The sequence below is a fragment of the Microcoleus sp. OTE_8_concoct_300 genome (assembly GCF_031383065.1).
In the GTDB taxonomy this organism is placed as follows: Bacteria; Cyanobacteriota; Cyanobacteriia; order Cyanobacteriales; family Microcoleaceae; genus Microcoleus.
This window is the reverse complement of sequence record NZ_JANMZH010000012.1, coordinates 1-12,545: the sequence shown is the minus strand read 5'-3', so window position 1 is coordinate 12,545 and position 12,545 is coordinate 1. Positions and strand designations below refer to the sequence as shown.

The window sequence follows — 12,545 nt, the reverse complement described above, 5'->3', positions numbered from 1 at the left end:
TGCTCTGGTATATTCTTGCAGCTTTCTTTGTTTCTCTGGATTCATAATTTTGCGATAGTGGTAAACATATTTAATTATGGACTAATGAGGGGTAGGGTATGTCTGAGTATTTGTACTCATCGCATAAGTGTTATGCTCCCTCGTGCGATGGCATTCTTGCTCAACCATTAACCGAGTTAGTTTATCAAAAAACCAAAGGCAATCCATTTTTTGCCACGCAATTTCTTAGAGCGCTACAGGAAGATGGGCTGATTGCATTTGACCCCACCCCCCTTTCATCCCCCCTTACCCAAGGGGGAGAGAAAGGGGTAACATCCCCCCTTACCCAAGGGGGAGAGAGGGGGGTAACAGGGGGGTGGCAGTGCGATATCGCCAAAGTCAAAGCCCTAACTATCACCGATGATGTAGTGGAGTTTATGGCGGTGCAATTGCAGAAGTTGCCGCCAGAAACTCAGGATGTGCTGAAGTTGGCTGCGTGCATTGGAGCGCAGTTTGATTTGAATACATTGGCGGTAGTCAGCGAGAAGTCGCCGGAAGAAACTGCTGCGGATTTGTGGAAATCATTGCAAGAAGGATTCATCTTACCAACGAGTGAAATTTACAAGTTTTATATAGGGAAAGAAGAGCGGACAACCAGCCCCGCGTTGCCAACGACAGCCGCTCAATTACCTCACTACAAGTTTCTACACGATCGGGTTCAGCAAGCTGCTTATTCATTAATTCCCGATGACCAAAAGCAAGCAACCCATCTCAAAATTGGACAGTTACTTCTTCCGAATTTTTCAGAGGTTGAAAGAGGAGAAGAAGTGTTCGATATTATTAATCATTTTATCATTGGCTCGGAGCTAATAACGCAGCAGGAAGAACGAACTAAACTCGCTAAAATTAGCCTCTTTGCAGGGCAGAGAGCTAAACTCTCAACTGCTTATGAATCAGCGACAAGATATCTAGCTTTCGGTTTAAGTTTCCTACCAGCTAATAAATGGGATTCTGCTTATAAATTAACATTTACAATGTATTTAGAAAGCCTTAAATCTGAATTTTTGGCAGGTAATTTTGAGGAAGCTGAAAAATTTAATAAAAATAGCATTTATTTATGCCCAATTAAGTCTTGATCGAGCCAAAATTATTGCGATCCAGCTAACTCATTATCAAAATAATGCCCTGTATAAAAAAGCGATTTAGGTAGGAATCGAAGGACTAAAACTATTAGGATTAGAGCTGGCGATTCTGCAAAATGAAGCAGAGTTAGAAGGGATGGCTCGGGAAGTTAAAAAAACTTTAAATCAGCGCGCAGTTGCAGGACTAATCGACGCACCACTCATTGTCGATGAAGAACGCCAGATGCAGATAAAACTGCTAATGAACATGGTACCGCCCACTTACCTAACTAATCAGGAGTTGTTAGTCTTGGTTGTTTTACACATGACCAATCTCTGTTTGCAATACGGGAATACAAATGTGGCGGGTTTTGTTTATGTTTGGTATGGCACAATTCTCTGCCAACGCTTTCAAGACTATGAATTGGGCTATGAGTTTGGACTTTTAGGGTTAAAGGTGAATGAAAAATTTAATAACACCACCCTCAATGGCAAAATTTATATGTCGTTCGGCAACTTTATCAACCATTGGCGCAAGCACGTTAGTTCTAATCTTGCTCTGCAACAAGCTGCTTATCAGGGGGCAATGGAGGTAGGCGATTTTTCTTGGTGTCATCACAGTGCTCTGTTCAGTTTCTGGCAGCAGGCGATCGTCTCCAGCGATATTCACAGTTTGCTGGCTCGACATGAAAAGTACATCAGCTTTGCGGAACGGACGGAGATTACGACAGCGTTTGCCCTAATTCTTCAGTGCAAGCTCCTAGAGAATTTGCAAGGGCTAACGATAGGGAAGTATAGCCTTAGCTCTAAAACATTTGATGAAGAGTCGGCACTAGCAACGTTCAATGAAATTGGCTATGGCTATGGCAGTAGTACATACTATTTCGCTAAAGCATTTTTGTTTTTCACCTATGGTGACTATGCTAAGGCTTATGAAATGTTAGTAGCTGCGGCAGAGTTTTCTAATGCACTCTATGGGCAATTTCAACCTGTACTGCATTGTTTTTATCAGTCTTTGAGTGTATTGCAACTTTATGGGGTAGCAGCCCAGGAACAACGAAAAGATTATCAACAAGTTGTTCAGAAGAATCGGGAACAACTTCAAGTTTGGGCAGATAACAGTCCTGAAAACTGTCGTAAGGATTCAGGTATCTGAAACGTAGTCACAGAAGGACTTCTAGAATTAAAGCCTTCGCTAAATCAACAGCTTGATTCTCAATATAGCGGTTCTCAGAAAAGTGAGGTATGCCCTATGCCCTATGCCCTATGCCCTATGCCCTATGCCCTATGCCCATGAGTACCTCATCTTTCTGAGAAAGGCTATAGGTACGAAAATAAAAGCTTTCAGGGTTTCTTAATAAGAATGGATATTTGATGATTATTCGATCAAATGGTTACACCGTATAGGTTTTACTGCTTTTCACATGACCTGAATCCTTACAAACTGTCTGTCCAAATTTCTGCTTTTAGAGGCGGAGATGGCTCGTGTTGCTGAAGAAAAATGGCAGGCTGCTGAGTTTTACGATCGCGCCATTCAACTCGCTAAAGAAAACCAATTCCTCAACGAAGAAGCCCTCGCCCACGAACTCGCCGCTAAATTCTACCTCGACTGCGGCAAAGAAAAAGTCGCTGCAGGCTATATGCAGGAAGCATACTATTGTTACGCCCGCTGGCGAGCAAAAGCGAAAACCGATGACCTAGAAAAACGTTATCCCCATCTGCTGCGCCCCATCTTACAAGAGACAGTCCAGCCCCTCACTGTTTTTGAAACCCTCTCCACGCTCACCAATACCACCTCCTCTATTTCTTCGAGCAGCCAGCAAATTACCTCAAGCACCTCCATCAACCATGCTCTAGATTTTTCGACCCTGCTGCAAATCTCTCAAGTCATCTCTAGCACGATCGACCTCGATGAGTTGGTGCAAATTCTGGCCCAAACCATGCTACAAAACTCGGGAGCCGATCGCTGTGTACTGATGCTCTACCAAGATAGACAATGGCAAGTGCGGGCGATGGCTACCTGGGAACACATTAGCCTGCAAAGGTCACCGCTAGAGAACAATCCCACTGTTCCGGTTAAATTAATTCAGTATGTCAAAAACACCCTAGCAACAGTTGCCATCGATCACCTCAAAACTGATCTGCCTGTGATTGACGATTATTTAGAGCACCACCAACCGGAGAGTTTGCTGGGCTTGCCAATTCTAAATCAGGGGAATTTGGTCGGCATTTTGTATCTAGAAAATCGGATAACCAGTGGGGTGTTTAGTCGCGATCGCCTCAAGCGTGCTGAATTTTCTCTCTAGCCAAGCGGCGATCGCCCTGGAGAATGCCCGCCTTTATCATCAAGTGCAGCAGACTTTGAATGAACTTCAGCAAGCTCAGATGCAAATGATCCAAAGTGAAAAGATGTCAGCATTAGGTAATCTAGTGGCAGGGGTTGCCCATGAAATCAACAACCCCGTTGGTTTTATTGCCGGGAACCTTAGTGAAGCTAATGCTGGAGTCCAAGATTTAATTGATTATTTGCGCCTCTATCAAGAAAAGTTTCCTCAACCGGAAGCAGAATTGATTGAGAAAGCAGAGGAAATAGATTTAGATTATCTAGTAGAAGATTTGCCCAAAATGTTGACCTCCATGAAAATAGGGTGCGATCGCATCAAAAACATCAGCACCTCCCTCCGCACTTTCTCCCGCGCCGATACGGCACATAAAGTTGAGGCCAATATCCACGAAGGAATCAATAGCACTTTGATGATTTTACGCCATCGCCTGAAAGCTAACGAAAAGCATCCTGAAATTCAAATCATCAAAGAGTACGGCAAAATTCCTAAAGTAAAATGTTATTTGGGACAATTAAATCAGGTATTTATGAATCTGCTGGCGAATGCGATCGAGGCCTTAGAAGAATCCAATCAAGGACGAAATTTTGCCTATCTTCAAGCGCATCCAAATCAAATCACTATTCGGACGAAAGTGGAAGGTAAAAAAGTAAAAATTGCCATCGCCGATAACGGAAACGGAATGTCGGAAGAGGTGAAAAATCGGATTTTTGACCATCTATTTACCACTAAAGACGTGGGCAAAGGGACTGGGTTGGGACTAGCGATCGCGCGTCAAATTGTAGAAGAAAAACACGGCGGAAAACTGAGGTGTATTTCTGCACTGGGAGAAGGAACGGAGTTTGTCATTGAAATTTTCATTGATTAATGCAAGGGTGCTGTATGGGCGGGTTTTACCAACAAAATTTGAGGCTCACAAACAATCTATAAAAACCCGCCCCCACCCAACCAATAACCCAAATTAACATGAGGTTCGATCCCATTCAAAAAATATCAATTCGGATTTGTCGCCCAAGCTGGGGCGGGTTTAAGCTGTTGTGCATTTAAAATGCGTATTTCAGAGGTTAAAACCCTTTAGTGGCTTAGATAGTCTAGAAAATTTAAATGATGAACAGCTTAAGACTAAAAATGATTATTTTCGCGAAATGATTGCGGAAGTGTTAGTTTAGCGATTAAAGCCACAGATATAAAAGGAGAGATAGTTGGTATTGCAGTCGTGAACACCTGAAATTTTTGAAAAACCAAAAAGTAGGTTTGATAATGGGGAGAGCTAAAAATCCCCAAGTGGCTATTACTCCCGGAAAAGACACTGCTATTAAAAATCTAGAAATTCCCCCAGAAGGGTAAGTCCTTCATCTCAAGGATTTCGGGCGAGTAAAAGTATTTCAGAAGATGTTCAAAAACGCATTGAGAGATACTATAAGCTGTCGCGCATTTAAATTGTATATTCTCCGCGGGCGGGACACCCCACAAGACTTTGATTTTTTTGGACATACAATTTAAATGTCGCAACAGCTTATCATGTTTTGGCTTGACATCAAATAAACTGAAGCAATAACCAGAATTGATAGCCTGACCACACATTCAATTCATTGGGGGATTGAATGTAAGCACATAGCCATCAAACAACTTTGTGGAATTAAAAGATTTGTGATCAGAACTTATCCAGCTATTTTCACCCATTTCTTCTGTTAAAATCGGGCTTTTGTACAGCGAGAATTAATGATAGCCGAAGCAGTGATTGATAATTGGTATGAAATCCAACGGAATGTATCTCTTGAGGTAGCCCGTGATTTTATTCTAAATTATCTGAATCAAAAAGTAGGTGGAAAGCGAAAAATTAACTGACAGCTAAATTCAAGATTAATTGACAGGCAAAAACTCAGGATATATGGGGCTTTTGCAAATATTTGTGATAGCCTCCACTTCTCTGGCCGAAGGCATCCCATAATTTTAGCACTTGATACATATTTAAGCTATTTTGTAAATGCGTAATACTAATTTAATGTGAAGTTGCACATATCTCGATCCCCCTCGCATCCCCCTTAATACTGGGGACGAAAGATCGGAATCTTGTCCCCCCCGATGCCTTGGGGGGCTAGGGGGGATCGGCTTCTACGGGGCCTCATAAAAAATTGGTATAAATCCTATTTAATTGCAGGCCGGACTGTTTATAATTGCGGGCCGCTACACCTAGGGAGGTAGCTCCCTGATTCTCCTCCCTTTATTCTGCTTGACTTCATTTCAAGTTGACATTAGGCAAAAAATACTGATAAACTAGACTCGAGTATCTATCCCAAGGGACTTTAACATTGCATCAATACGACTTTCTATATCGCTTTCTGAAAATGGCTGCTGTCAACGTAGCCTCGAATATTACAATACCCTTATCGGGTGCAATCAGCGTAGCTTTCCTGGGACACCTGTCAAACATTAGTTATTTAGCAGGAGTGGCATTAGGTGCTATTTTGTTTGATTTTCTCTACGAAAGTTGTTCTTTTATCAAGTCAGGAACAACTGCAATTACATCTCAAGCAGTTGGACGAGATGACCGAGAAGCCATACTTCTAGCAGGGCTACAAAATGGTTTAATCGCTTTGGGATTGGGTATGCTTTTTCTGCTGCTGCAATACCCTTTAGGGCAGCTAGGGTTTATGTTGTTGAACGCTACTCCCGATGTGCAACTTGCTGGTATTACTTATTTTAATAGTCGGATTTGGGGCGCCCCTGCGGCTTTCCTCAACTTAGTCTTAATTGGCTGGTTTCTTGGAAGAGAACAAAACCGCAAAGTTCTTTTACTCACTATTATTGGGAATGTTGCTAATGTTGCACTGAATTACCTTTACATTGTCCTTTGGGATTGGTCAAGCATGGGTGCGGGATTGTCGCAGGCTATGAGCCAGTATCTAACCTTATTTGTAGCGCTTGTAATGATTAGCCGTGAATTTTCTTTAAAAGAAATAGGTAGTTTAACAGGAAAAGTCCTAGATTTGTCCGCATTGCAAAGTGCTTTTGTTCTGAATGGCAATCTATCTGTTAGGTCTATAGTTATCGTATCTATTTTTGTCCTTTTCAATGCTTTTAGTGCAACATTGGGGACTGAAATTCTGGCTGAAAATGTTTTACTCCTGCAAATAGTTGCATTAAGTATGTATATGTGTGATGGAGTAGAATACGCTACTGTAACTTTAATCGGTAACTTTCAAGGTCAAGGAACAACAGATAAATTTGTGCCACTTTTGCAAATTGCATTAGCAACTAATCTGGTGATTAGTTTAGTAGTTGGGCTAGCTGCTGTGTTTTTTACTGACCCTATATTTAATCTGTTCACTAGCCATTCAGAATTGATAGCAGTAATTAAAATTTATATCCTTTGGATACCCGTTGTTGTAGCGGGCGCGGGAGTTGCTTATATTCTAGATGGATATTTTTCTGGCTTGGGTGAGGGTTCTGCTGTACGCAATACGTACTTGGTCAGTGGCTTACTGGGACTTATATTTCTATGTTTATCAACCTTTTATTTTCATAGTAATCAGTTTTTATGGTTAGCTTTATCCGTATTTATGTTATCTTGCACGTTGGTTTCGGGAATACAGATACCTATGACTTTGCAATCAAATGAGGAAAAGGAGGCTATTGGCAACTCATAATTTAATTTATCTTGAAAATACCGCCAAAACCATCATTGCCCTGTATAGCAATCCTTGCAGGAGTCATAAATTTTTTACCCCACCCCAACCCTCCCCGCGGCTTCGGGGAGGGAGTAAGAAATTTACCAATGATTTAGGATCGCTATAGTATCTTGGACTGTTAGAATTATTGTGACGAATTATCTTCATTTTTTAGTAAATGCAGATAAAAAAAGCAGTGAAATAAGAAATACAAATGAAATACAGAAAATTGGGTAACAGCGAATTGCATATTTCTGAAATCAGTCTTGGTTCCTGGGGTATTTGTGAGGGTGTAGAACAGCAAAATGCAGAGGCTTGCATTTATAAAGCCTTTGACGTTGGTATTAACTTCATTGACACTTCTAATTCTTATGCGGCTGGTGGCGCTGAGTCATTTCTAGGGGAAGTGTTACAAGGCATTGAGCGATCGTCCTATATCCTAGCGACCAAGGTCTTCTTTCCCACGTCACCTACTGACCAAGGACTGTCAGCCGCCCAGATCAGAAAACAAATCGATGCTTCTTTAAATCGATTGCGTACCGATTATGTTGACCTGTATCAATGTCATCGCTACGATCCGAACACACCTTTGGAGGAAACAATGACGGCACTCACTGAGGTAGTGCGTCAGGGAAAAGCTCGTTACATCGGCTTTAGCGAGTGGAGTCCAGAGCAAATTCAATCTGCGTTCAATATTGCTGATGTTGAACGCTTTGTTTCCAGTCAGCCTCAGTATTCTATGCTGTGGCGCACACCGGAAGCTGAAGTCTTTCCATTGTGTGCAGCTAATGGTATTGGTCAGATTGTTTGGTCGCCATTAGCTCAAGGTGTACTTACAGGCAAATACCAGCCAGGACAAGTTCCACCTCAAAATTCTCGCGCTGCAAATGAAAAAATGAATTGGTTTTTGCTGGAGGAGTTGTTTAGCGATCGCATTCTAACAGCAGTACAGAAACTGAAACCCATTGCCCAAGACTCAGGGTTGAGTATGCCACAGTTAGCGCTGGCTTGGGTACTACGGTCTGAGTACGTATCTTCAGCCATTATCGGTGCTAGTCGTCCGGAACAAATTGTTGATAACGCTGCTGCATCAGGAGTACAACTGGATGCGGACGTATTGGCAGCAATTGATCGATCGCTGTTATCAGTTGTAGACAAGTGAGGAAAGTAGGTCAGGACTTACGCAACTTTCACAAAACTACTGAAAATGTTAAGAAATGTATGCGATCGCTCGGGAAACTCAAAAAGACAAGTTTACAAAGTAACAGCGTTCGTGTATGATTTACCTGTCAAAGTAGAAATGAAATTGTATGAATAGCCTGACTAATAAGGAAGTAGTTAAACAGTTTTTTGAAATTTATAACCATCAAGATTACAAAGCTGCATATAAGTATATTGCGCCGAATTATATAGATCATGGGCTACCTCAAGTGCGAAGCGTCGAGGATGCGATTGAGATACTGAAGGCGACTCACAAAGCCTTTCCAGATATCAAAGTAGTGATTGACGATCTCATTGAGGAAAATGACAAAGTTGTATTTCGAGGTCACTTTACAGCTACGCACTTGGGTGAGTTTGTTGGTATGGCTGCCAGTGCAGTGAAAGTAGAATTTGAGGCCTTAGAAATATTTAAGATTGAGAACCAGCAGATTACAGAATCCTGGGGATATTGGCCAATGTCAGATATTGTAAGCCAGATTCAGGCTTCTGAGAATGTCTAGCCGTAATTCTGTACCTGTGCAATACAGTAGATTTGGAAGCCTGAGAATGAATTTAGAAAAAAAAACTCCAATCGCTCAACAAAATCCCTCAATTGGGTTAAAAATATCTGCGTGAATCAGCGTCAATCCCTTGTCATCTGCGGTTGATATATTCTCTTTTTTTGACCGCAGATGAGGGCAGATAAACACAGATTAACGCAGATGAATTAGATCGAGTCCGGTTGTACCATCCGTGATAGTTGACTGTTGACTGGATGTTACCGCTGACGATGCTACCGGAATTGATATAAGGGGTTGACCGATATGGGCCCAAAGGAAGATTATGATCCTGTAGCATTGACCTGATAATCCTCAAACGTCACCTCGAATCCATCTCCGTCTGGGGAGGCACACATAACCCCTACTTGAAGCGTTTCATAGGGTAAATACGTCATTCTGAGCATTGCATAGTTAGAAGCTTCATTTAAGTAGAAAATTTGGATAGCTTCTTTAGAGCGTTCAAGGCGCAAGTGTAAAACATCGGGGGGATTCTGCAAGGGAATGACTGACCAATCTGAATAGTCATGGGTAACGACAGCACTCAGATTTTGTACGCCATCAACATATTCAATGCCTGTCTTGATCCAATGCTTTTCATCGACACGCAGCATGAGGCCGGCCTGGTCGTAGAGATCCTTGTAATTGCCGCGTATTTTGACATCAACAACAAAATCAGTGCTGATGGAATCAAAGTAAAAATGTCCGGTGTCACGAATAAACCCATAATGGGTAATTCGCCAGAAATCTGTTTTGGGAGAAGTTTTGACAATCAAACGATCGCCTGAGTCTGTCCATTGGGAGGGTTCATTGAGCCATTGCATAGAGTTTCATCCTGTTCAAAATATTTGATTGCCAGCGGTGTCAGGTGTTTTCTATCTACCGTTCACCAATGCTGTTGAACTAAGTATTCTAAGCCCAAGCGAGAGGAAAACATCAGAGTGCAAGGTTCTTGCTCTCCGGGTAACAGTCCATGTTCCAGCAGAACTTCAGCTTCAGCTTTACTGCAAATGCCAACCAAACAAGAATGCTCGTCCCACTGACCAGATCGAAAATGGCGATCGGACATTTCTGTTTGCACCACAAAGACCAAATCAACTTCCCCCGTGAGCGGGTTGCCAGATATGCCAATAAACCGAGTATTCGTGTTATTTAAGGTCATGGCCACATTCACTTCTTCCCACAATTCCCGTTGAGCATCTTGATAAAAATTGATGTCTTGAACTCTAGGAGAAAATGTAGCCCAACCCGCCACAAAATTGAGAACGCCTGTGTAATCCAATGAAGTCGATCGCTTACCAATGTAGACATTACCATCCTCCGTCAGAGGAACTACCGCAACGCCAATTCCCCTAGCAAAATAGGCGTAGGGATCTTGGTAAGTTGTCAGTCCGCGCATCATCAGCTTTAGCGATTCCAACGAAGGACGAGTCAAATCCAGACGACAACGTGGGTAGCTAGTGGGCCCTACTTCCAGGGTGAGCGTGTCTTGACGGCGAGACCAGAATCCAGCCACTCCAACCCCAGACCACCGGACTTTGCGATCGTCATAGCTGCTGGGTTTAGTGCCATCTGCGAGTAGACCAATACGAATCTGGGGATTAATCACCGCTTCCAAATAAGCATGGAACTGCGTGTCAAGCGGCTCATCATTGAGATTTTGAGGACCGTGCCCCTCCCGCACCTGAATTCTGGTTACGCCTGCCACCTCATCGGGATGGATCCAGTGAAGAAAGTCGCGACCTGCAATCAGCGCCTCAGATAACGCTTTACCCTGGGGCAAATCTGCTATGGCCGCAATTACCTGCTCGCGGCAGGCAAGATATTCGGAGGTTTCGGAGAGGGGAGATTCAAGCACTTTCCAATCGCTCACAAAGCTGATAAAACTGGTGAATTTCGGCGATGATAAAATCTAGTTCTTCATCAGTCAAACTATAAGATGATGGCAAAGAAATTCCTCGCTCATAAGCAGATGTACTGACGGGATAGCTCATGCTGGGATCGATCCAGCCTTGATAGCAAGGTTGAAGATGAAGCGGACAGAAAAATAGTCGGGTTTGAATTCCCCGATTGGCTAAATAGTCAGCCAGTTCAGCCCTGTTTTCCGTCAAAAAAGAGGTAAACCAGTGGACGGGCTTACACCGTGGATCCATAAAGATCGGCTTCAACTTGGGCAAATCTGCTAAACCAGCCATGTAAGCTTCATAAATTTGCTGTTTGCGCTTAATAATTGCAGGTAACTTTCTGAGCTGGGCAACACCAATGGCTGCCTGCATTTCTGTCATGGAAAAATTAAAGCCAATATGTTCATGGACAAAGGTGCCGCGACGCGATCGCCCATGATTCTTAAGCCGACGGCAAGTCTGGGCAATAATATCACAGTCGCTGAGAATAATCCCACCTTCACCACAGGTAATCGTTTTGTTGCCATAGAAGGAAAAGGCACCTGCGTCTCCGTAATAGCCGACATGACGATCGTTAAACTCTACTCCAATCGCCTGTGCGGCATCTTCAATCACCTTCAACTCAAAGCGCTTAGCAAAGGCGAGTACCGCATCCATATCTGCACTTTGACCGTACAAATGGACAGGCATAATCCCTTTGGTCTTGTCATTGACCAGTGCTGCGGCTGCCTCTACATCAATGCACAGGGTATCTGCCCTAACTGGGCAAAAGACCGGCTTAGCCCCTGCCATAATCACCGCATTCGAGGAAGCAACAAAGGTCAGGTTGGGAACAATCACCTCATCTCCATGACCAATATTCAAAGCCTTGAGGATGCAGTATAAGGCAGCAGTACCGTTGCAAACAGCAATTGCGTGCTTTGCCCCCGTTAAAGCTTTAATCCCAGCTTCAAACTCCTCTGTCACCTGATTCTCGGTTAAGTAGGTTGATTCCATCACCCGCTTAACTTCTTGCCATTCACTATCGTCAATCCAAGGTTGAATTTGAGGGATCATACAATTCTATTTCGTTAGAGGATATTTTTGAAGGAAATCTTCTCAGTCCTACTTCCTTAAAGGATGAAACAAAGATATGCGAGAAGGGATCTACGCTAAATCATTTAGGCAATCATTATCCCTCTTTTGTGACTTTCGGTAGATAATTTTCTGGAAATAATGGTTTATCAATACTCCGGACAATTTTTTCTACGAAGCCGTAAGCCTTACAGGGCGGTTATCCTAGTATTCGCCGATGTATTTGCTTGTTAGCTCCTGAGCAGACTTTGATTAAAATGGTTGCAGTTATGAAGGCTCTGGCTTTGGGCCGCTAAAACCCCCCAAAATTTTGTCCGGACTATTCGTTTGTAAGGCTTTCGCCGGGCGAAGAATAAATTATTGAGAATGGCTAAAATCCCGATACCGCAAGGCGAAAGCCTTTTTTTATGGTCAAAGTGACATACTAGGGATTATGATATTATCTCATCAGCCGTTCCACACTGACAGTAGCATCCATGCTGGCAAGTCTTTTCACGATACGCCGGGATCGTGGTGGTTTAGGTACTAAGCTGTTGTGCATCTAATTTGACAGTCAATTTTTCTACAATTCTTGTGGGACGGGCAGGAGAGCCCGTCTCTGTATTCAATTTATATGCGTAGCAGCTTAGCGGTTTTGATAAGATCGATCGCACTCTATCCAATCCCATCTCCACATCCGGCAAAATCTCCCCAACAG

At 43.0% G+C, this 12,545-nt stretch carries 8 protein-coding genes and 1 pseudogene; 6 read left to right on the top strand and 3 right to left on the bottom strand.

Going from position 1 to position 12,545, the window contains the following annotated elements; translation table 11 throughout:
* The first annotated feature begins 98 nt into the window (after positions 1-98).
* The 6 genes and pseudogenes from ACUVJL_RS00755 (at position 99) to ACUVJL_RS00730 (ending at position 8,834) form a co-directional block, all read left to right on the top strand.
* Positions 99-1,115, top strand: a complete 1,017-nt coding sequence (locus ACUVJL_RS00755) for an ATP-binding protein (RefSeq protein WP_445244091.1) — start codon at positions 99-101, stop codon at positions 1,113-1,115.
* Positions 1,116-1,257: 142 nt separating this feature from the next.
* Positions 1,258-2,256 carry a hypothetical protein gene (locus ACUVJL_RS00750; protein ID WP_445244090.1) on the top strand — a complete coding sequence of 333 codons (999 nt, stop codon included), beginning with the start codon at positions 1,258-1,260 and terminating at the stop codon, positions 2,254-2,256.
* A gap of 307 nt (positions 2,257-2,563) precedes the next feature.
* Positions 2,564-4,310, top strand: a pseudogene (locus tag ACUVJL_RS00745) (GAF domain-containing sensor histidine kinase); the annotation flags it as partial.
* A 1,444-nt stretch (positions 4,311-5,754) separates the two neighbouring features.
* Complete coding sequence (gntT, locus tag ACUVJL_RS00740) at positions 5,755-7,092, top strand: guanitoxin biosynthesis MATE family efflux transporter GntT (protein ID WP_445244089.1); 1,338 nt, start codon at positions 5,755-5,757, stop codon at positions 7,090-7,092.
* 235 nt (positions 7,093-7,327) lie between these two features.
* Entirely contained in the window at positions 7,328-8,275 is a 948-nt protein-coding gene (locus ACUVJL_RS00735) for an aldo/keto reductase family protein (protein WP_445244088.1), read from the top strand.
* A gap of 148 nt (positions 8,276-8,423) precedes the next feature.
* On the top strand, positions 8,424-8,834 hold the full coding sequence (locus tag ACUVJL_RS00730; protein ID WP_445244087.1) for an ester cyclase: 411 nt from the start codon (positions 8,424-8,426) through the stop codon (positions 8,832-8,834).
* A 320-nt stretch (positions 8,835-9,154) separates the two neighbouring features.
* Here the strand turns inward: ACUVJL_RS00730 and ACUVJL_RS00725 are convergent, their stop codons facing one another.
* The 3 genes from ACUVJL_RS00725 to ACUVJL_RS00715 form a co-directional block, all read right to left on the bottom strand.
* The gene (locus ACUVJL_RS00725) at positions 9,155-9,694 is read right to left on the bottom strand and encodes a DUF1349 domain-containing protein (protein ID WP_445244086.1); all 540 of its coding nucleotides are present in this window, start codon (positions 9,692-9,694) and stop codon (positions 9,155-9,157) included.
* A gap of 62 nt (positions 9,695-9,756) precedes the next feature.
* A complete protein-coding gene (locus tag ACUVJL_RS00720) occupies positions 9,757-10,728 on the bottom strand; it encodes a hypothetical protein (RefSeq protein ID WP_445244085.1) in 972 nt (323 codons plus the stop codon).
* Entirely contained in the window at positions 10,721-11,830 is a 1,110-nt protein-coding gene (locus ACUVJL_RS00715; protein ID WP_445244084.1) for a DegT/DnrJ/EryC1/StrS family aminotransferase, read from the bottom strand. Before ACUVJL_RS00715 ends, ACUVJL_RS00720 begins: the two co-directional genes overlap by 8 nt.
* Between the last annotated feature and the right edge of the window lie 715 nt (positions 11,831-12,545).

Bases quoted from the DNA above. Each gene is read 5' to 3' on its own strand.
- ACUVJL_RS00755 (WP_445244091.1), top strand. From the start codon at position 99: ATGTCTGAGTATTTGTACTCATCGCATAAGTGTTATGCTCCCTCGTGC.
- ACUVJL_RS00750 (WP_445244090.1), top strand. From the start codon at position 1,258: ATGGCTCGGGAAGTTAAAAAAACTTTAAATCAGCGCGCAGTTGCAGGA.
- ACUVJL_RS00735 (WP_445244088.1), top strand. From the start codon at position 7,328: ATGAAATACAGAAAATTGGGTAACAGCGAATTGCATATTTCTGAAATC.
- ACUVJL_RS00730 (WP_445244087.1), top strand. From the start codon at position 8,424: ATGAATAGCCTGACTAATAAGGAAGTAGTTAAACAGTTTTTTGAAATT.
- ACUVJL_RS00725 (WP_445244086.1), bottom strand. From the start codon at position 9,694: ATGCAATGGCTCAATGAACCCTCCCAATGGACAGACTCAGGCGATCGT.
- ACUVJL_RS00715 (WP_445244084.1), bottom strand. From the start codon at position 11,830: ATGATCCCTCAAATTCAACCTTGGATTGACGATAGTGAATGGCAAGAA.